The following is a 21564-nucleotide window of genomic DNA, read 5'->3' on the forward strand; positions in this document are numbered from 1 at the left end:
GATGTTGCGGTGCCAGGTCACGCCGCCTTCCCCAGGGATGACACCGAGGGGCGGCATGCGGATCGCCGGATCAAAGTACGGCTGGAGTTAACAGTGGGTTGGGCAGCCGGCCGCCGGCCGCGCCTAGCATCTGTGTCGTTTGAGCTTTCAAACCTTCGGAGGTTGATTCATGCTTCGCCGGTTGTCGGTGGCCCTGGGCCTGGTGGCGACGATGCTGCTGGGGGCAGCACCCGCCTGGGGGGCTGGCAGTAGCAGCCCACTAGCACAGGCGCACGCACACAACGACTATGAGCACGAGCGGCCACTGCTGGACGCCCTTGATCACGGTTTCACCAGCGTCGAGGCCGACATCTACCTGGTCGGCGACAAACTGCTGGTCGGTCACGATTTCTGGGACCTGCGACCGGGCCGGACCTTGCAGAATCTTTACCTGGACCCGCTCGCGGCCCGGGTGGCCAGCAACAACGGCCAGGTGTATCCGGGTAGCCAGCAGCCGCTGCAATTGCTGGTCGACATCAAGAACAGCGGCACGAAGACGTACACCGAACTCGACCAGGTCCTGCAGTCGTACCGAGAGATGCTCACCCGGTACGACTTCGGCCAGGTCCACACCAGCGCGGTGACGGTCGTGATCAGCGGGGACCGGCCCCGGGACCTGATGGAAGACCAGTCCGTTCGGTATGCCTTCTACGACGGCCGGATGTCCGATCTCGACACCGGTGCCACTTCGGCGTTCATGCCGCTGATCAGCGACAACTGGAACAGTCTTTTCGCCTGGCAGGGAGTCGGCCCGATGCCGACCGAGCAACAAACCCAGCTGCGCGACATCATCGCCGTCGCGCACCAGAACGGGCAGCGGGTGCGCTTTTGGGCCACGCCTGACGAGCCCGGAGCGCAACGAGAGGCCGTCTGGCACGAGCTGCGCGCGGCCGGGGTGGACCACATCAATACCGACGACCTGGCTGGCTTGGAGAACTTCCTACGTGGGCCGACCCGGTGACGACCGCACCACCCCGAGGCGAATATCCGACCAGTAAGGGCGGCTCCGTGACGGGCGCGCACCTACCTGCGGAGTTAAAGATCAAGTTAGGCGGGTAGGGGCAAGGAACGTCCGGGCACCACGGAGCTGGGTGGTCAGCTTTGACTGGGTCTCGGTGCAGTCGAGGCGGACCCGGATCGGACCAGGAACGGTGGTGTCGGCCCGGCGGCCGGCGGGCAGGACCGTCTCGTCGAGACCGTCGCGGCGGGCGATGAGCAGGCCGAGTTCGTAGCGGCTGACGGCATCGGCGCCAGCGACGTGGTGGATTCCGGCGTAGGCGGAATGGGCCAACTCCAGCAGCGCCGCGGCCAGGTCCGTGACGTGGATCGGGCAGCGTACGTCGTCGGTGAAGAGGACCCCACGGGTGGGATCGGCGGTGAGAGTGTGGACCAGCTTCTCCGGGCGGGAGCTACCCTCAGCTCCAATGATCAACGAGGTACGAGCGATGACGGCACTCGGAGCCAGGCCCCTGGTCGCCGTCTCGACCGCCGCCTTGGCCGCACCGTACGGGCTGATCGGGTCGGGGTTGTCCGTCTCGTCGTACCGTTCCGCCGTGCCGGAGAAGACGGCGTCACTGGAGACCTGCACCAGGCGGGCCCCGCTGGCGGCGGCTGCGGCAGCCACGTACATGCCGCCGTCGGCGGTGGTGACCCAGTCGTCCTGCTGGTACGCCGCATTGATGATCGCACCGGGTCGGAGCTGGTGCACCAGGGCGGCGACCTCGTCGCGGCGTCGGATGTCGAGCCTGCACCAGCGCACCCCCGCTACCGGCGGCACCTGACGGTGAAAGGTCGCCGCCACCTGACGGCCGGTCCGCCGCGCCTGGCGGACGATCTCTCGACCCAGCAGCCCACTACCGCCCACTACGAGAAGGTCCATGGGCCGCAATGGTGCCCGATACCGCTACCTGGCCACCTCAGTGGTGGGCCGACCGGTGTCGGCGGGTGAGGTAGATGAAGCTGACGCCGGCGAGGATGAGCAGGGTGGCGGTGCCGAGCAGGCTGGGCAGGCTGGCCCCGGTGATGGGCAGATCAGGATCGGTCGGATCGGTCGGATCGGTGGGATCGGTCGGGTCGGTGGGGTTGGTCGGGTCGGCGACGGTGACGGTGGTGGCCGCGGACTGGCTGTTCGGGCAGACGGTGCTGGTGCTGGTGTAGTCGGCGGTGAGGGTGTTGGCGCCGGCGGGCAGCCGGGTGGTGTGGGTGGCGGTGTTGGTGGTGTCCAGCGGCACGGTGGCGAGGTCGGTGTTGTTGCTGCGGAAGGTGACGCTGCCGGCCGGGTCTCCGAGGTCACAGGTGACGGTGGCGGTGAGCGTGACGTCCTGATCCACGGTCGGGTCCGGCGGCGAGACCTGCAGGGTCGTGGCGGAGCCCACCTGCTGAGCCGGCAGGGCCAGGCTGTGGTTGTCGCCGACGGCGGTGGCGGTCAGGCTGATACCGGAGGGCAGGGTGACGGCCACCGGTGTGTTGGAGTTGTTGCCGGTTCCATCACCGAGTTGGCCGAAGACATTGCTCCCCCAGGCGAGCGCGGTGCCGTCGGTGGCTATCACCACCGTGTGGTCGCTGTCGCGGGAGGCGATGGTGGTGAACGTGGTGCCCGTGGGCAGGCTGACATCGATGGGTTCGCTGCTACTGCTGTTACTCCCGTTTCCGAGCTGCCCGGCGCTGTTCTCCCCCCAGGCGAAGACGGTGCCGGCCGAGGTCAGTGCAGCACTGTGGACGCGCCCGGCCACCACGGCGGCAACGTCGGCGCCGAGGGGTAGTGCGACGCCGACCGGCGTACTCCGGTTGGTGGTGGTCCCGTCCCCGAGCTGGCCGAAAACGTTGTACCCCCAGGCCAAGGCGGTGCCGGTGGAGGTGACCGCCAGGCTGTGGCGCCGGCCGGCGGCGATCGCGGTGACCTCGGCGCCGGGGGGCAGGGCGACACTGGCCGGCGTGCTCCGATCGTCGGTGCTCCCGTCGCCCAGCTGACCGAGGCTGTTCAGCCCCCAGCCGAACGCGGCGCCCGCGGAGGTCACCGCCAAGCTGTGGCTCTCGGCGGCGGCGACAGCGGTGACCGTGGCACCGGACGGCATGATCACCTCGACGGGAGTGGTACGCCGGGTCGTGGTCCCGTCCCCGAGCTGACCGAAGCTGTTGCCGCCCCAGGCGAGGACGGTACCGGCCGAGGTCAACGCCAGGCTGTGGATGCCACCGGCGGCAACAGCGGTAACCGTGGTGCCCGCCGGCAGGCTCACCTCCACGGGCGCCCTACGGTCGACCAGGGTTCCGTCCCCGAGCTGACCGAAGCTGTTGCCGCCCCAGGCGAGGACGGTACCGGCCGAGGTCAACGCCAGGCTGTGATCCCGACCGGCGGCGACAGCGGTGACCGTGACGCCCAGCGGCAGGCTCACCGCGATCGGCTCGTTACTTCCGGTGGTACCCCCGTTGCCCAGCTGCCCATCGTTGTTGTTTCCCCAGGCCAGCAGGAACGCCGACGCGGTGGTCGATCCGGGCTGGTGCTGCGCCAACACCGGCGACACCCCGATCGCCTGCGTTACCGTCACCGCCAGCACGAGGGCGAACCATCCGACGACAGCGCGTCCCGCTCGGCGCCCTCCGGCACCCCGACCCAGCCGCTGACAGAACCCCTGCATCGCGTACGCCTCCGCGCAGTGAAGTACCGCAAGAAGGACAACTGCTACTACTAGCCTGCTATCCCTCAATGCGGGCAGAAACACCTCTACCGCCAGGATCAACGCCCGGTGGTACGTCAAGGTTGTTGGTCACCGTGGAAAGACGACCGGCCTCAGCCGAGGGAGGACGACCGGCCTCGGCCGGCTCTGCGGTAGGTGCACTCCGGCTGGAGCCATCCGGTCGGCTGCGGTGCCGCCGGTCCTCCGGTCGGCTGCGGTGCCGCGGTGAGCGGGTCACCCGAAGGCCCGCCCCAACCCCGGACAACGCCAGCACAGCAGCCAACCCGACCGCGGCCAGCGGCGCCCAGCCCTCGATAGCGGCAGCGCCGGCCGCAGCGCCAATGGCGGCGCCGAGCTGGATGGCAGCCCCGGTCCAGGACTGCGTCTCCGCGTCGGTACCCGACGGCGCCAGGTCACCCGCACCGTTGTACAGGGAAACGAAGGTGGGCCCGATGAAGAGACCGACCAGGAGGCACCCGGCCACCAACAGCCCCAGCGGCAGCCGACCGACCAGCACCAGGGTCACACACGCGAGGGCAAGCCCCAGGAGCAGAACGGGCAGGCGCGGTACCCACCGGCTACGCAGCACCCCAACGACCAGGCCACCGACGATGCTGCCGACAGACAGGATGCTGACCAGAGCCGCGCCTGCCGACCGACCAGCCACCGCGGGGAGCGCGATCTGCACGGCGTGCAACGCTGCGGAGAAGAGACAGGCGACGAGCAGCAGCCAGCGTAGGGGCCCCAGCACAAGCGGCCCAGCCCAGTGCCGCCCACCGCCGGCACCCCGTCCCGACTCCTGGGTGGTGCCGCCCGACTCTCGGCGGGTGCCCGCAACCGACTCCCGACGGGCACCCCCGGCCGACTCCCGGCGGCTTTCCGCCAACGGCTGCCGGTGGGTGTCCCCGACCTGATTCCGGCCGCCTCTCCGGGCTGGTTCCCGGCCGGCCTGCGCCCGCAGGAGCAGGACCGTCGCCAGCGCACTCGAGCCGCTGGAAACCACCAACCCGGCCATCGGCGACACGGTTTCGGTCAGCAGACCGACCAGGGCAGGTCCAAGAACGAAGGCGAGGTCCGTGAGCACCGCGTCGAGCGCCAACGCGCTCCGCAGATTCTCCGGCTGCGACATCCGGCGCCACATGACCCGCGACAGCACCCCGACCGGAGGCATCGACACGTTCGCCACCAGCGCTGGCCCAAAGGTGGCCAGCACCGGCCCATGCAGCCCCTCGTTGACCGACAGTGCCGCCACAGAGACCACATGCACGGCCAGGATGGGCCACAGGACCCGCTTGTCGCCGAACCGGTCGAGCAGCCGCCCACGGAGGGGTGCCGCGATTCCGCCGAGGGCGGCGACCGCGACCACCAGCGCGGCGACGCCGTAGGAACGACCGGCGGAGACCGCGTAGAGCAGCGCGAAGGAGAACATGCCGGCCTGCAGCTTGCTGGCGGCGGCGCCCGCCAACCGGACCCGGAAGCCGGACTCGACCCCGAGGCTGCGGTAGCCGTACCGGGCCGGCGGTCGCGGAGCCATCACACCATCCATTTTGCCGGCGCTGCCCTGCCGCCCGCCCGCACCCCGAGGCTCGCTACCGGGAGCACGAACGCCGGAAGGCCCTGACACGTGACGTGGCACGCGCAGGGCCTTCCGGGGTACGGCCAGGGGTGGATCAGTCGTACAGCTCGGCCACCTCGCCGGCGAAGTCAGTCATGATCACCTTGCGACGCATCTTCAGCGACGGCGTCAGGTGGCCGGACTCCACGGTGAACTCGCTGGGGAGTACGCGGAAACGACGTACCGCCTCGGCCCTGGACACCGCCGCGTTGCCCGCGTCCACGGCGCGCTGCAACTCCTGCAGGAGGTCGGGGTCACTGGCCAGCTCCGCGGAGGTGGCCTCGGCCGGCTTTCCCGCGCTGGCCTTCCAGTGCTCCAGGTACTCCGAGTCGATGGTGATGAGCGCGGCGATGTACTTCTGCCCATCCCCCACCACGAGCGCCTGGGCAACCAGGGGGGAGGAGGCGATGCGATCCTCGATCAGGGTGGGGGACACGTTCTTGCCCCCGCTGGTTACCAGGATCTCCTTCTTCCGACCCGTGATCCGCAGGTGACCATGGTCGTCGAACTCTCCGATGTCGCCGGTGCGGAACCAGCCATCCTCGGTGAAGGCATCGGCGTTGGCTGCCTCGTTGTTCCAGTAGCCCGCGAATACCGGGTCGCCGGTGCACTGCACCTCACCGTCGTCGCCGATGCGCATCTGCACGCTCGGCAGGACCCGGCCCACCGTCCCCGGCCGGAAGGACTCCAGCGAGTTGACCGTGACCGCCGCACTGGTTTCGGTGAGCCCGTAACCCTCGAACACGGTGATGCCGCAGCCCCGGTAGAAGTGCGTGAGGCGCTCCCCCAGCGCCGCACCCCCGGAGATGACGTAGCGTAGGTTTCCGCCCAACGCGGCACGGAACTTGCTGTAGACCAGCCGATCGAAGAGAGCATGGCGGAGGCGCAGACCCAGACCGGGCTGCTGCGCTTCCGAGTAGGCGATCGCCGTCGCTGCCGCACGGTCGAAGATCTTGCCCTTGCCACCCTCGTACGCCTTGCGTCGGGCGCTGTTGTACGCCTTCTCCAACACGTACGGGACCGAGAGCAGGAAGGTCGGCTTGTAGCTGGCCAGTTCCGCCGGAACCTGCTTCACATCGGAGCAGTGTGCCAGCGGCGTCCGCGCCACCGCGGCACCGACCTGCACCATCCGGCCGAAGACGTGGGCAAGGGGCAGGAATAGCAGAGTCGCGGCGGGAAGGTCACCCACCGGCCCGAACATGGTGCGGAGCAGTTCGACCGAGTTGCCGGAGCCAGCGAGCAGGTTGGCGTGGCTGAGGGTGCAGCCCTTGGGCATCCCGGTGGTGCCCGAGGTGTAGATGATCGTGGCAAGGTCCCCGGGGTGGACGGCCTTCCGACGCTCCTCCACCACAGCTGGCTCGACCGCGGCACCCGCGCCCCGGAGTTCCTCCACCGCCCCGGCGTCGAGCTGCCAGACATGCTGCAGGGCGGGGAGCTTCCCCCGCAATCCCTGGACGACCTCCTCGTGCGTCGCGTTCTCCACCACGACCGCCACCGCACCCGAGTCGCCGAGAATCCATTCGATCTGCTCGGGTGAGGAGGTCAGATAGATCGGGACAGGCGACGCACCGATCATCCAGAGGGCGAAGTCCAGGAGCGACCACTCGTACCGATTACTGGAGAGCAGGCCGACCCGGTCCCCGTGCTCGACCCCCTTGGCGACCAACCCACGGGCCAGATCGGTGACCTCGGTGAAGAATGTCGCGGCGCTGACCGGCTCCCAACGGTCCCCGACCTTGCGGTGGAACACCGGCGCATCCGGCTCCTCGGCGGCGTTGCTCGCGACGAGGTCAGCGAGCCCGCCCTTCTCCGGCACCACGTATAGCGGCGGCGATGTCGACTCCCGCACCCGATCCTCCAATATTCAGTGGCGGCGGTCGCCGCTGCTGCTATCAGGGGAACCGGCCGCCCAGCCTGTTGAGAGATTTCAGAGCTCCGACAATGGCGCGTTACCGGACTCAACGCAGACAGCCCGGCTTTACTGGGAAGACCACAAACAAGCCGGCGGGAACGATCTGCTGCGCCCCACCAACCGCGCATTCACGTTAACCGAATTCTCGGCTAACGGGAAGGTCTGTTCGGTGCCACTCTCCGCCCACCAGGCCAGTCCGCACACCGGTAGGTCACCTCGGCCGGCCCGCCGGTGCGGCCGCCCACCCCCACCCCAGAACCCGCCCGGGCAGGACCACCCTCACCAGGGACAACTCGTCAAGCACCTGCCGCCGCCGAGCCAAACCCGCCGTCGGCGACGCCCCACCGGCGAGGTACGCCCGACCAGCCGCAGGTCATCGGGGGTGCCCGTTCTGCGCCATCGGCTTGCGGGCGACGACCTCCCGGATCCACTCCGAAGCCCGAAGCAGACCGTTCCGGTGGCGTACAGGTCGTGGATAAATCGCCCCCGGGCGGCCAGGGCCGCCAGCACAATGAACGGAATCCGGGAAGAGCGAGTTCGACGTCCTTTAACGACCCTTTCCTGAGGTGTGGCAATCAGACCAAGGCCACACCGCAGTACGCTCCGCAGTGTCTTGGGCGAGGTTGCCGAAACTCTCGTGTGGAGGGGGATTCTGTGGCGACACGGCGCCACGCCAGCGGTCGCTCGACATCGACGCTACCCCGCCGCAACGCCGCCGAACCGGCCGCTGATCAGCGCTTGAGCCGCCCGGCCGTACGAGTCGGCGTCGAGGCGGGGATCCCAGGCACGTTGCAGGATAAAGCCCTGGATGATGGAGATCAGAACCTGCGCCGCGGCGTCCGCATCGATGTGGACGCCGCGGTCGGCGCAGTTGGCCTCGATGCTCTCCCGAAGCGCGGTGCGAGCCCGCCGTAGCCCTTCCTGCATCCGCTGGGCCAGGACTGGATCACGGAGCGCCTCCCCCCACGCCTGCACCGCCAGCCGCATCCGCTCATCGATGTCTTCGAGGTCGAGCAGCGCGCCGGGCAGGGTAGCCAGCAGGTCGGCGACGGGATGACCGGCCTGGACACCGTCGCGGACCACCGTCTCGATCACGCCGATCGCCTCCAGAGAGATCGCCATGACGATGTCGTTCTTGGTGCGGAAGTAGCGGTAGACGGCACCGAACGACAGGCCGGACTCATCCACCACGTCCTGCATGGAGGTGCGGTGAAAGCCGTCGCGGGCGAAGCGGGTGGCGGCAGCCGACAGGATCTGCCGGCGGCGGGCAGCACGGTGGTCTTCGGAGACTCTCGGCATCTACTCATCGTAAAGCGAGCACTCGCTCTTGACGGCGCCCAGCGGACGGGCGCACGCTGAAAGAGAGCGAGTGCTCGCTTTTATTGGCCATGCGCCATCGGCCATCGGCCATCGGTTAGAGAGGTGCACGACATGCCACACCCGCAGGTACTGATCGTCGGGGCCGGTCCCACCGGCCTGGTCCTCGCCGCCCAACTGACCCGACTCGGTGTCGACACCCGAGTCATCGACAAGCACGCCGCCCCGCTGGAGCTGACCAAATCCGCCGCGCTGCACGCCCGTACGCTGGAGCATCTCCGCGTTCTCGGAGTGGCCGACCGGATCCTCGCCGAAGGGCAGCGGGTCGACCTGCTCACCCTGCGAACCAGCCGCCGCGACCGACTCAGCGTCGACTTCCGCCTGCTCGACGACACCGCGTACCCGCACCTAGTCGACATTCCGCAGTACCGCACCGAGCAGATCCTCATCGACCACCTGGCCCGGGACGGCGTCACACCGCACCGCAACACCACCCTGGTCGGCCTCAACGCGACCGCTACTGAGGTCACCGCCACCCTCACCACACCGGACGGCGACACCGAAACCGTCACGCCACAATGGGTCGTCGGCTGCGACGGCGCACACAGCACGGTTCGGGAACTGCTCGGGATCGACTTCGATGGCACCACGTACAGCGATCCGTGGGTGCTCTGCGACGCGACGGTCGACTGGCCATTGCCGCGTAACGAGATGACCTTCTCCAGTGACAGCAGCGGGATCTACGGCGTCTTCCCCCTACCCGGGCAACGGCGGTTCCGGCTGGCATACACCCAAACCATCGACGCCACCGGCCAGCTGGTACCCCCCACCCACAGCGACGCGCAGGCGGCCCTGTCCCGGACCGGCATCCCCGCCACCATCGAATCCACCGACCAGTTCTGGACCTTCACCTGGCCCGCAAGCAGGCGAACAGCTACCGCGCGGGTCGCGTCTTCCTGGCCGGCGACGCAGCGCACGTCCACACCCCGTTCGGCGGCCAAGGGCTCAACCTCGGCGTCGCCGACGCGATCAACCTGGGCTGGAAGCTCGCCGCGGTGATCGCCGGCTGGGCACCGACCGCGCTACTCGACAGCTACCAGGCCGAGCGGCATCGGATCGGACGACAGGTCGTCCGCTTCACCCACCTCGGCGCGGCGGCGATGCTGTTACGGGGCGACCCGCGCCGGCACCTACGCGACCTGGTGCTGTCCGGGCTACAGGCCAGCACGCCGGCCCGCCAACTGCTCGCCCACCGACTGTCCCAACTCGCACACAGCTACCGCGGCACCGCCGGGGTGACCGGCCGCAAGGGCGGACTGCACGGTGGGGACCGCCTGCCCGACCCGACGCTGTTCGACGGGAGCACCCACCAGACACAACGCCTGCACGACCAACTCGCCACCGACCGCCACACCCTCCTGCTGGCCGCACCGAAGCCCGACCCGACCCTGACCACACAGATCAACAGGCTGGTCGACACGCTGGCCCGCCGCTGGCCCGGCGCGGTCGAGCTGCGGCTCCTGACCCCCGCCTGGCAGGTGGCCCAGGCCGTACGTGCCCCGGTTCCGGTCCTCCTCGACCGGGGCCGTAGCGCCCAGCAGCTGTACGAGGCCGGTACCGCGGCCTTCGTGATCCGGCCAGACCGGCACATCGGCTATGCCGGCCCACCGGAGCCGAACCGGATCGAGCGACACCTGTCAGGCAGGTAGGCAGATCCGGCGGCTCCCGGCAGTAGGACCCACGAACGGTGGGCGTTTTGAGTGCGCACCGTAACGAGATCCAAGGCTGACCGGGAGGGGCCGCCGGACTGACTTTGTGTCGGGAAGGCGATTCACCCCACGGTGGTGGCGTGGTCAGGTTCCGGGTCGCGCCGCAAGCCGATAGAACCAGTCAAGATGCGCGATCAACGCCTCGCGAGCCTTGGCGTCCGCGAGGACCTCCAGGGGGAAGCCGGGGCGGAGGGCGAGCTTCGCGGCGGCGATCCTGACCCCCGGCAGCTCGTTCAACCGCTGGCGGAACGCCTCGCGAAGCGCGATGTCGTCGAACGGCGTCCTCGTGCTCATGTACTGATACACAATCTCGAACTTCCCACTCGGGTAGATCGCCGCGGGCCAGATGTTGCCCAGCTCGTGGTCCTTACCGCGGGCCATGAGCAAGCACGAGGTCTCGCCGGCCGAGCCGTAGAGCGCCCTGCCACCCAGCTTGACCCAGGCCTCGATGACACCCAGCGTTCCGGCCACAACCCGCGCATCCTGCAGGTCGGTCAGTTGCTCGACGAACCGGTCATCGAGCTCGTCCCTACGGCGGGACCGGGGACGGAGAAACTTCCGCGACACATCCTGCTGTGGCAGACCGGCGAGCTGGGCCAGCTCCTCGACGCCGAAGCGCTGCGCCTGGCTGGCCCGCCCGTACCTGTCGAACTCGATACCCTCGGCGTGCAGCAGGTCGCACGGGTTGTCCGTCCGGACGGGGTCTACCCACCGGAAGCTGGGCGACACCGTGCCTTCCGCCTGAAGCACCCGGTGCGCGTTCGGAGCCGGATGGTTGGCCAGTCGGGTCCCGACCGGCACGGGATGACTGCCGATCAGCGCGGCGACATCGCCGTACGCCGTCCAGGAGCCGGCGGGCAGCGCGGCGAGCGCCTTGTTCATGACGTCCCAGGGCACCTCGGAGCGGTTGCCCGCCTCCGCGGTGGGCCCCGGCCAGTGGGCGATGATCCGCTCGGCGAGGGCGTCGGCGCGGGCATAGATCTCGGGGCGGCCCCAGCGCTTCTGCGCGGCGATCTCCCCGTTGAGCGAGATCCCACTCTTGCCCAGCTGTGCCCGCTTGACCAGGAAGGAGCTGTTGCTCAGCTCAGCGTTGTAGCCGGTGAGGGTGAGGTTCCCCAGCGTGTGGACCAGAGCCTCGTGCACCTCGGCGAAGGTCTCCTCGCCCTGCAGATCCTCGCTCAGCGTCCGTCGCCACTCCGTGGTGGGGCTCTGCGGCATGACGTGTTCAATGGTCAGCAGGTCCGGCGCCACCGGCTCCTTGCTGGCGTACGACTCCTCCAGCCACCGAAGCACGAGCTTGCGCTGGCTGGCGCGGCCGTTGAGATAGAACGGGATGGACCGCACCGCCTCCCGAACGCTGGCATCGGTGGCGTAGTACTTCCGGCCGACCGACAGGTACGCCCGCAGCGCCTCGTCAACCGGCAGGTCCGTACGCATATCAGTCACGACGCGCAGCAGGATCCGGTTGATGTTCGCGGTCGCCCGGCCGATCACCAGACGCCGGACGAAGAAGCTCTCCACGTACCGCATCGCCGATGCGACCTGCTCAGAGGTTGCCGTCCCCTGCTCGCGGCTGTCCAACAGGTGCAACAGCAGCGGGTACACGGTGGTCGTGTCCCACGCGTTGAGCCGGGCCAGCCGCCGCCTTACCTCCGGATCGTCTTCCTCCTCGGGGTGCAGGATGATCCGCAGGAGGGCACCGAGCCGGCAGAACCGACGCACCTCGGCCTCGATCTCCGCCTCGGTGTTCAGGCCGTTCAGCCGCTTCTGCTGGCCGGTGTAGGTGTCGGTCTGCTTGACCCCGGGATCTCGGTGCACCAGGTCAAGCCAGAACAACTGCTCAAGCTCCCCGGAGTCCAACTGCTGCTGAAGCGGGAACCACAGTGAGCGGTAGACCTCCTCACCACGGTTCGGCAGCCGCATGAAGAGATAGTTGCGCAGCAGGTCGGCCTGGGTGAGCTTGAGACCGGTGTTGTTCAGCGACTCAAAGATCCGGTAGACGTTGTCGCCGGCCTGGGCGACGACCGAGACCAGTGCCATCCCCGAGATGACCGCATCCTCGAGACGCTGGATGTCCAACGGGTCTTCCGGGTCGTCCGCGGCGGCGAGTTGGGCCACGAAGAACCGGTACGCCGCGCCGACGCGGTCAGATCCGCCCGCCTGCGGAGTGGCGTCCAGACACGCCTCGTACGCGGGTCGATCGGCCTGGGTGGGGACAACCTTCAACCGGTGCGTGGGCTTCCATTTATTGATCAGGTATTCCTGGTCGATCCGGTCCCGGTGGCCCGGGTCCTCGTGCTGGGCCCGGTGGTCCCGAAGGGCGCAGAGCAGAATGGACAGGGTGGTGAGCCGCTGCTGGCCGTCTACGACCAGGAACTCGGAGACGCCCGCCGGCCCGTTCGTCGGGCTGGGCGCGAGCACCAGCGAGCCGATGAAGTGCGTCAGGTCCGGATCCTCGACCCGCTCGTCGGCCAGCTTGCGGATGTCTCCCCACAGGCGGACAAGCTGAGGTTCCGTCCACGAGTACGTCCGCTGGTACAGCGGTACCCGATACTGCTTCGCGCCCTCCAGCAGCTCCCGCAGCATCGTCTCGTGTGCCGCGACCATGCGCTCAGCTCCTCACTCACGGTGACACTCTCTGAGCCGGCTACACAACCAGAGCACCAATCAATGAAGCAACCCGCAGACCCGATCGTTAGCTGTCCAAAAGCCGACAACGATCCAGGTCCTCCGGGCGCAGCAACCTGCAATATCCACACTGACGAACGGTCTGCGGTTGCGGTGGGCCGGTCCGAGGTTGCGCCCGCAGTCGACGCTCTTCCGAGCTCGGTTCACCGCCCCGGCACGCTGGCTCAGGCGGGTTAGCGTGATCCGAAACGGCGGCGTACGGCGGAAGCGGCAATGGCCACCACCCCGCGTACCGCCCGCACTGTCCTGGCGCGCTGACGAACGAGGGCTGGGTGAGGGGAACACAGGATGGGTGACGTACGGATGGCCGAGGAACGTCCGGTCGGGACGGGAGCAGAGAAGCAGCCGGACACCGCGAAGGAACAGTTCGACACCGCCGGCTTGAAGGCACTGCTGACGTTTGCCCGGCCCTATCGGAAAACACTCGTTGTCGGTGTCGGCCTGGGTTTGTTCGGTTCGGGCGCTGCGCTGGCCCAGCCGCTGGCCGCACGTGAGGTGCTGGAGCGGGTTGGTCAGGACGGAGACCTGCTGCGGCCCATCCTGTTTCTCGTCGCCCTGGTGCTGGGCGGCGCCGCGCTGTCCGGGATCCAGTTGTTCATCCTGGAGCGTTCGGGCGAACGGATGGTTCTGGGACTGCGACTGACCCTGGTGCACCGGCTGCTGCGGCTGCGCATGAAGGAGTACGACCGCCGTTCGACCGGCGACCTGCTGTCCACCGCCGGAGCCGACACCACCCTGCTGCGGTCGGTCATCACGGCCAACGTGCTGGACTCGGTGTCCGCCGTGGTGACGCTCGTCGGGGCGATCGCGTTGATGGCCTACCTGGACTGGGTCCAACTGGTGTCGGTGCTGGCGGTTCTGCTGGTCGTCGGCGTTGGTGTGGTGCCCGCGCTGAACCGGATCAGGACCGCCACCGAGCGGGCACAGGAAGGGCTGGGGCAGATGACCGCCGGCCTCGAGCGGGCCCTGGGTGCCATCCGTACGGTGAAGGCCAGCGTCTCGGAGGAGCGCGAGTCCGAACGGATCAGTGCATGGGCCCGCACGTCGTACGCGGCGGGGGTCCGGTCGATTAAACTGGACGCGGTCGTCGGCGTCGCCAGTGGCCTCGCCGTCCAGCTGTCGTTCCTGATGGTCCTCGGCGTCGGTGGGGTGCGCGTGGCCAACGGGAGCATCTCGGCCGCCGACCTGGTGGCCTTCCTGCTCTACATCCTGTACCTGGCCTCCCCGATCATCCACATCGTCAATGCGGTCACCCAGCTGCAGAAGGCCTCGGCCGCCACCACGCGCATCGTGACGGTGAACGATATGGAGGTCGAGCCGGTACCCGGTAGCGCGGCGCCCGTGGTCGGCGAAGCCGTCCCGCTCACGGGGGCCGGCGACACCGCCGGGCCGCCCGCACCGTTCAGCGGGACAAGCACACCGTTCAGCGGGGCCAGCGCATCGTCCGGCGGGCCGCCCTCGTCGGTGACGTTCGAGAACGTGAGCTTCGGCTACCGCGCGGGCGTCCCCGTGCTCCGTGAGGTGTCCTTCCACATTCCGGCCGGTGCCCAGGCGGCACTGGTGGGCCCCTCCGGCGTCGGAAAGACCACCGTCCTGGGCCTACTCGAACGCTTCTACGAGCCCGAGACGGGCCGTGTCCTGCTCGGCGACCGCGACGTGGCGGACGTCCCGCTCAACGAGCTGCGCCGCCAGATCGGCTACGTGGAGCAGGAAGCTCCGGCCCTGGCCGGCACGCTGCGCGAGAACCTGCTCTACACCGCGCCGGCCGCCACCGACGACCAGCTGAACGCGGTGGTGGCGGCCAGCCGTCTCGGCGCCCTGGTCCGCCGGCTTCCCGACGGCCTGGACACCGAGATCGGTGACCGCGGAACGCAGCTGTCCGGCGGCGAGCGCCAACGGCTGGCCATCGGTCGCCTGTTGCTGAGCCGGCCCCGGCTGGTGCTGTTGGACGAGGCAACCTCCCAGCTCGACTCGGTCAACGAGGCGGCACTGCGCGAAGCTGTCGAGGAACTCGCCGCGGGCTGCACGATGCTGGTGATCGCCCACCGGCTGTCCACCGTTGCGGCCTCCGATGTGATCGTCCTGATGGGCCACGGTGGCGTCCGCAGGACCGGCACCCACGACGAACTCATGGCCGAGGACGAGCTCTACCGGGAGCTGGCGCGGGGGCAGCTACTCAGCGGCGACCGTACCGTCGCCGCCGGGTCGGCAGTGCCCACCGAGGTAAACGGGTGAGCGGGCAACCCCAAGAAGTGCTGGACCGAAACGCCCGCACCAACCGCATCCGATAACAGGAATACCGGACCGAATCGACCGATAAAAGTTCGCTTGCGGCAATTGCGACATGACTGATAATTCAAGTAACTCAATGTAGGATATTCTGATTAAATCAGCCTTAATGCACGCCTAGGGCATCGAGGCGACCAAGAATCAGGTATTCTGCCGGGCCATGTCCTATCTCAAGGTCCGCCTGGCAGCGAGCGCGGCCGCTCTGGTCGTCGCCGCGTCCGCCGGCACTCTGATTTCACCTCCTGCCCTCGCCGCAGGACCTCAGCTGGCTATCTCCTACAGCACCAGCGGGGAGGTCGACAACAGCGGCCGGCTCGTCGGGGCCTATGCCTACAACAGGGGCGACCAGCCAGCCGCCGACGTGACCATGACGTTCGACGCGAGTGACCTGCGTGGGGTCGACATCAGCGTGCCGGAATGGATCGACTACTGCGAGGCGAATGGTCAGGTCGTCACCTGCGAACTCACCGGTCTCCCGGCGGAGCACACCGAATGGATGCACGCTTTCGAACTGAGGAGCAAGCAGCAGGCCGCGCCCGGCCCCGCCGGCACCCTCAAGGGCACGATTCACGGCCTTGGCCCCGACGGCGCCGAGTACACCGGCGGCGGTGACCTCGACGTCGTGATCCTGGAAAGCGGCCCCGACCTGGTCGCGTCAACTGCCGACATCTCCGGTGCAGACGACCCCGTCGGCGGTGGCGACGTCCGTCCGATCACCGCCGGAATCTACAACGACGGCGACACACCGACCGACGAGTGGTACGTCGAAATCTGGGTGCCGACCGGCGCCGGCATCGTCGAGCAGTACTCGGACTGTGAGTACCGGGACTGGTGGCCGGGCGAGCACCCGGAGGGCTACATCTACGGACCGAACGTCGTCACCTGCCCGGCACCACCGGGCCTCGAGCCACTCGGTGTCGGCGAAGGCATCGCATTCGTTGATGACGAGGGCACGTCGCTCTTCCACGTCGCCTTCGGTAAGAACCTACGCGGCCCGGGCGAGGACGCCGGAGGCGTCCAGGTCGGACTCATTGACGACCTGGAAGCCGAGCGGTCACCGAAGTCGCTGACCCGCAATGGGGCGGCGGGGAAGACATTCGCGGCCGCACTCGCCGACCTGACCCCCACCCCAAAGGCCGCCAGCCTGCGCGAAGGCAACACCGACAACAACTGGGCCAGTTTTTCGGTCTGGACCAAGCCGAACACGCACGACTTTACGGTCACCGCGGAGCCGGTCAACGGCGCCATCGGCGAAATCGTCGAAATTCCCTACACTGTGATCAACAACGGCCCATCCGATGGTAGCGCCAGCTGGACGTTCAAGGCGCCGGCCGGCACCGTGCTGGTCGCCGACGAGGAATACAACGGACCGTGGTGCTACTTCCTGGACAAGGATGGGCAGCCGGTCGAGGAACTTCCCGAGGTCACCTGCGGCACCGAGTCCGAGTGGCCGGCGGTCGCATCCGGGTACCCGGGCGTCAAGGGGATGATGAAGCTACGGATCATCTCAACCCCCGGCGATGACGGCACTCTGCGGGTCCGGCCGCACCCCGAGTCGGCCGAGTCTGACCGGGCCAACGACGAGGTCAAGCTGGTCGTCACCGTCGGCGGCAGTGGTGGTGGTGGTGGTGGTGGCGGTGGGCTGCCGATCACCGGAGCCAACACCGCCCTCCTCGGCGGTATCGGTGGCGGGGTCGTGGTCATCGGCGCGGCGTTGATCTACTTCGCGCGCCGACGCCGCACAATCGAGTAGCACCACCGCCCACGGAAGGGGACCTCGCTGGCCCGGCGGTATCCCCTTTCGCGGGCGATGCCCTTTGGCCGGCCACCACCTCGCGATCGCCCCAATTACCAGCGCTAGATTGCGCCGAAATCGACACACTCCCTCCGCTAGGATTGCGGGACGGCGGCCTTCCGAGTCCACTGCCGCATTCCTTCAGGCACATCCGAGGGATCGGCCATCACCTCGATGAGCATCAACCGACTCGGGCGCTCTTCGATACCACCCAAGATCTCCGCCAGCTCGGCCTCGGTGCGGACGGTATGCACCACGAAGGCCCCCTTCGCGGCAAACACCGCTGGTAGCTCACCGTACCGCCAATCAGGTATCTCCTCCCCGTGCGACTGAGCCCTTCCCCCAACCTCTTTTTCTATTGCCCGCTCCGAGGTGTAGCCACGATTATTTATCACGAAAATGATCGGATGTTGGTCAAAGGCGAGAATCCGGCTTATGTCCTGTGAGGACATCTGCAGACCTCCATCGCCGGTAATCGACACCACCCGCCGTTCAGGCATCGCGACTCCGACGCCGAAAGACGCCGGAATAACATAACCGACCGCCCCCCAGGTCGGCGCCATCAGAACGGTATCCCCGGCCGGTAGCCGCATCGTTGCCAAACCAAAAAATGATGTCCCAACCTCCCCGACCAGGATGTCGCCCGGACGGAGCACCCCCTGAAGTGCCGGCCATAGCCGTTCATGACAGATTGGCCTGGCGCCCGCCCGAGCCAGTTCGGACGATTCGATCAACGGAGCCGCGTCATGCGGCCAGTCACTCGTACGACTCGGGGCCACCTCGTGCAGTTGACCCAGCGCCGCGCCCATGGAGATCGGGCCAAACCGGGTGCCGGCAACCTCTGCGGAATCCTGCTCCAGGTTGATGATCCGATCAGGATCTGGGTCTACCGTGAAAAGACCGCTCCACTCAAAAAATGTGACACCCAGGCAGACCAATACGTCGGCGCCCTCAACCACTTCCCGGATTGAATCATGACTCCCACTGCCACTATAGACCCCGACGAAGCGCGGGTCAGACTCGTCAAACAATCCCCGACCGGGCGCCTGCGCGGCGACGGGCCAATTGTGCTCGGCCGCAAAGGCGGCGACCGCAGGCCCGAGGCCAAGGCGGATCGGGATATTTCCCACCAGTAACGCTGGCCGCTCCGTGTGAGTGAGCCGCCGTTGAACGGCGACGGCGAACGCGTCCAGTTGCGCGGAATTCGAGACCGGCTCCGGGCGGGTGAAAGGTCGCGACGGCCGCGGGACGGGCGTTTTAGACACATCTGCAGGAATCCGGATATACACGGGACGCTGCTGCGACCAACACTCGGACAGAACCCTGTCGATCTCCCGGAGCGCACACTCCGGGGCCAACGAGGTTTGGGCAACGGTCACCTGTCCGGCGACGTTAACCCAACTGTCCGGAAAATTATCCACCAGTGAATGACGGATCAGGGCGCGCCCCCGCATGACCTCCATTGAAGGGCCGATCACGACCGACACGATCGGCACAGACTCAACCATCGCGGCAGCCAAGGCATTTGTGCTCGATAATTCACCCGCGCCAAACTGCGAGACGATCACCCCCAGACCATTAACCCGCGCATATCCGTCAGCACTGAAGCCAGCGTTCAGCTCGCTGGAACTGCCGACCCAGTCGATTCCATCGAAGGCCAAAACCTGATCGGTAAAACCCATTGTGAATTCGCCGGGCACTCCAAACACATGCCGTACACCCAGGTCATGGAGGCGACCAAGCAACAGCTCGCCGACCGTTACCGTCGGCCCATCCTCCCCCACCATTCCTCCAATTGAAGCATTCTTCGGATCCACGCCATGGAACAGCCTCACCCTAACCTCAACGTTCGCGCCTGAGGTCGGCTTCCGTAACTCGGCGTTGCCTCCTCCGGTGGTGGAGCATCGGCCGGAGCAGCCCGTCGGCCCGACTTGTGACGCCGGCCTGTCCGGTAGCCGCGAGCAGCGGCGGCAGCGCCCGCAGGTGCGCGAACTGCCGCGGTGCGTACCCCGGCGTGGGTAGTTCCGGCGCCCCAGACCGAATCAATCCCCGATTCGGTCTCCGGCCCGTTGCCAGTGGTTGATACTGACGGAGCCTTGGCCAGCGAGCATTGCCCGGTCAAAGTGGTGCCATGGTGTCGAGGACCTCCGGCCGCCTGTACTGCTGCGCTCACTGCACCCGAAGCGGGTAGGGGGCCGAGGGTGCCCGCCCCACGATCCGATGACCGCGCGGACGGCCGGAGTGGCGGCAGGTGCAGACCGCGACCTATGTCGGCGGGTCACGGGCCAGGCAGACAGCCCAACCCGGTCTCGTAGGTGCTGTCGCAGGATCAGGCGGTGAGGATGTCGCGGTCGAACGTTCCCGTAGCGGCCGCGTATGCCCGGCCGTGGCGGTTCCTCAACCTTGCGCTGACCGTCTCGTTCATCACCTGGATCGACCTCGGTGCCATCACCGTGATGCTGCCCTCGATCGACCGTGCGCTGGGCACCGACAACAACATTCTCCAATGGGTCTTCTCCGGCTACTCGCTGATGTTCGCGCTCGTCCTCATCCCCGCCGGGCGGCTCGGGGACGCCAAGGGACGACGGTTCACCCTGCTCCTCGGTCTCGCCTTGTTCGTCGCAGCCAACACGATGGCGGGACTCGCCAACTCCGGCATCATCCTGGTGGTCGCCCGGCTGCTGCAGGGCGCCGCCGCCGGTGTCCTCACCCCCCAGGTCAACGCCCTGGTGGAGGAACTTTTCCGCCCCGGGGAACGGGGCCGCCCCTTCGGAGCAGTCGGTGCCGCCTCCCACGCGGGTGCCGCCCTTGGCCCACTGCTCGGTGGCATCGTCATCGCTGTGGCCGGGGCGGACGACGGCTGGCGGCTGGTCTTTCTCGTCAACGCCCCGATCGGAGCCGCGGCGGCGGTGCTCATCTGGCGGTACTTCCCGAGCAGACCGACCCGCCGCCAGACCGATCACCACGACCTGATCGGTACGCTGCTACTGGCCGTCGGGATCATGCTGGTGATCCTGCCCGCACTGCAACAGGGGCAGTGGACGGGGCTGCTGCCGTGGCTGTTGGTACCGGTCGGAATCGGTGTCCTCGTCGCCTTCCGATCCTGGGAAACCGCCACCGCGCGACGCCACCCGCCGGTCTTCGACTTCCGTCTGTTCACCCAACGGACGTACCGACGAGGGCTACTGATCGGATTCCTCGTCGGCGCCGGGTTTGCCCCACTGCCGGCAATCTTCAGCTTCTACCTGCAGTACGGTCTTGACCGCAGTCCACTGATCACCGGTCTCACCATCGCACCGTTCGCGGTAGGTTCGGTCCTCGGGGCCGTGCTCGGTGGACGGAAGGTTGACCGTTACGGCCGTCCACTGCTGGCCATCGGACTCATCGCCGTCGTGGCGAGTCTCGCCACGACGATAGCCTTCGCCGGTCTGCACGGGACGACCTTCTTGATGGTGAACGGCCTTACGCTACTACTCGTCGGGATCGGCGGCGGCCTCGTGATCACACCGAACAACACGCTGGCTCTCCAGGAGGTGCCCCGGGCTGACGTCGGCAGCGCCGCGGGCATGTACCGCACCCTGCGGCAGGTCGGATCCGCGATGGGGCTGGCGATCATCACCGCGACCCTGTTCGCGGCGGTCGGGGCCAACGACGGACGCTGGTCAACCGCGCTTCGGTACGCGCTCGCCGTGGCGATCGGCATCGTCGCCGCCGCTCTGCTCACCAGCCTGGTCGAGATCCTCGGCAACCGCCGCCACGGACATGGTCGGGCATCCTGAGCCACCCGCTACCCCGGCAAGCACCTGTCCGACCCGGCCCCCGGAGGGCTGGTTGCCCCGCCGGGATGTGACACGCGGGGTGTATCTTCCGGCAGGTCCACCCCTATTCTGTATTCGCGTTCCGCACCGTCTTCGGATAGCTCGGAAATGGGTACTGAAATGCGCTTGCACAGCTTGCACACCAGAATCTTCCGGTCGGCCGCCGGCCTGGTCGCCCTGCTCGGCATCGGTTCCTGCACCGCGCTGCTGTCCGGCACCGAACCACGCTCCGGAGGGCTCGACCCGGAGACCCTTCGCAGTTCACTGATCGGGGCGCTGGCGGTTTTCGGCGTGCTCGTTCCCGGGGTGCTGGCCCTGTTGCGCTCGGCGACGCGGCCGACCCGGTGGGGGCCGGCCGCCCTCTTCCTGGCTGGCGCGACGAGCGCGGCCGTGCTGGGTGCGATCGAGGCTGAGCCCCCGCTCAGCCTGACGCTCGGCCTCGCGATCGCTGTCAGCCTATTGGTCAGCACGATTGGGCTGGTCGGCTTCGGCGAGCACCCGGCGAACCAGCCCGCCCGAGGCAGGTTCTGAGCCGGTGGCTGGCACCCCGAGCAGGCCGCCAGCATCGAGGGACTGAGCCCCAAGAAGGGGTACGAGGCTCGAGGCGCCAGTCACGACCCGGCCGCAACGAGCTGCATGAGCTCACTG

General features: G+C 67.9%; 12 protein-coding genes and 1 pseudogene. 6 read left to right on the forward strand and 7 right to left on the reverse strand.

From position 1 onward, the window contains the following. Window positions 1-169 precede the first annotated feature (169 nt). Window positions 170-1000 (forward strand): phosphatidylinositol-specific phospholipase C/glycerophosphodiester phosphodiesterase family protein, encoded by an 831-nt coding sequence (locus tag H0524_RS09115; protein WP_180198248.1) that lies wholly within the window; start codon window positions 170-172, stop codon window positions 998-1000. Window positions 1001-1081: 81 nt separating this feature from the next. On the opposite strand, the gene H0524_RS09120 is transcribed toward H0524_RS09115, so the two are convergent. The 5 genes from H0524_RS09120 to H0524_RS09140 all read right to left on the reverse strand — a co-directional run bounded on the left by H0524_RS09120 (window position 1082) and on the right by H0524_RS09140 (window position 8539). After that, a complete protein-coding gene (locus tag H0524_RS09120; RefSeq protein ID WP_180198249.1) occupies window positions 1082-1918 on the reverse strand; it encodes a sugar nucleotide-binding protein in 837 nt (278 codons plus the stop codon). Window positions 1919-1955: 37 nt separating this feature from the next. After that, a complete protein-coding gene (locus H0524_RS09125; protein WP_180198250.1) occupies window positions 1956-3674 on the reverse strand; it encodes an Ig-like domain repeat protein in 1719 nt (572 codons plus the stop codon). 58 nt (window positions 3675-3732) lie between these two features. After that, window positions 3733-5259 (reverse strand): MFS transporter, encoded by a 1527-nt coding sequence (locus tag H0524_RS09130; protein ID WP_180198251.1) that lies wholly within the window; start codon window positions 5257-5259, stop codon window positions 3733-3735. Window positions 5260-5383: 124 nt separating this feature from the next. Beyond that, the gene (locus H0524_RS09135) at window positions 5384-7177 is read right to left on the reverse strand and encodes a long-chain fatty acid--CoA ligase (protein WP_180198252.1); all 1794 of its coding nucleotides are present in this window, start codon (window positions 7175-7177) and stop codon (window positions 5384-5386) included. 759 nt (window positions 7178-7936) lie between these two features. Then, window positions 7937-8539, reverse strand: coding sequence for a TetR/AcrR family transcriptional regulator (locus H0524_RS09140; protein ID WP_180198253.1), 603 nt, complete (start codon window positions 8537-8539; stop codon window positions 7937-7939). Window positions 8540-8671: 132 nt separating this feature from the next. Between H0524_RS09140 and H0524_RS24545 the strand changes: the two are divergent. Next, window positions 8672-10266 (forward strand): annotated as a pseudogene (locus H0524_RS24545) (FAD-dependent monooxygenase). Window positions 10267-10410: 144 nt separating this feature from the next. Here the strand turns inward: H0524_RS24545 and H0524_RS09150 are convergent. Then, entirely contained in the window at window positions 10411-12933 is a 2523-nt protein-coding gene (locus tag H0524_RS09150; protein ID WP_180198254.1) for a DUF262 domain-containing protein, read from the reverse strand. Window positions 12934-13302: 369 nt separating this feature from the next. On the opposite strand from H0524_RS09150, the gene H0524_RS09155 reads away from it, so the two are divergent. Both H0524_RS09155 and H0524_RS09160 read left to right on the forward strand, forming a co-directional pair. Beyond that, window positions 13303-15249, forward strand: a complete 1947-nt coding sequence (locus H0524_RS09155; RefSeq protein ID WP_180198255.1) for an ABC transporter ATP-binding protein — start codon at window positions 13303-13305, stop codon at window positions 15247-15249. A gap of 214 nt (window positions 15250-15463) precedes the next feature. Continuing rightward, window positions 15464-17056 carry an LPXTG cell wall anchor domain-containing protein gene (locus H0524_RS09160; RefSeq protein WP_180198256.1) on the forward strand — a complete coding sequence of 531 codons (1593 nt, stop codon included), beginning with the start codon at window positions 15464-15466 and terminating at the stop codon, window positions 17054-17056. A 137-nt stretch (window positions 17057-17193) separates the two neighbouring features. Here H0524_RS09160 and H0524_RS09165 read toward each other — a convergent pair whose 3' ends face one another. Further along, window positions 17194-18885 carry an alpha-keto acid decarboxylase family protein gene (locus tag H0524_RS09165; RefSeq protein ID WP_180198453.1) on the reverse strand — a complete coding sequence of 564 codons (1692 nt, stop codon included), beginning with the start codon at window positions 18883-18885 and terminating at the stop codon, window positions 17194-17196. Between the two features lie 555 nt (window positions 18886-19440). Between H0524_RS09165 and H0524_RS09170 the strand changes: the two genes are divergently transcribed. Together H0524_RS09170 and H0524_RS09175 are read left to right on the forward strand one after the other, a co-directional pair. Beyond that, window positions 19441-20877: an MFS transporter gene (locus tag H0524_RS09170; protein WP_180198454.1), complete on the forward strand. Its 1437-nt coding sequence runs from the start codon at window positions 19441-19443 to the stop codon at window positions 20875-20877. 159 nt (window positions 20878-21036) lie between these two features. Next, entirely contained in the window at window positions 21037-21447 is a 411-nt protein-coding gene (locus tag H0524_RS09175; RefSeq protein ID WP_180198257.1) for a hypothetical protein, read from the forward strand. Window positions 21448-21564 lie beyond the last annotated feature (117 nt).

Source organism: Salinispora sp. H7-4 (assembly GCF_013416675.1).
Lineage (GTDB): Bacteria > Actinomycetota > Actinomycetes > Mycobacteriales > Micromonosporaceae > Micromonospora > Micromonospora vitiensis.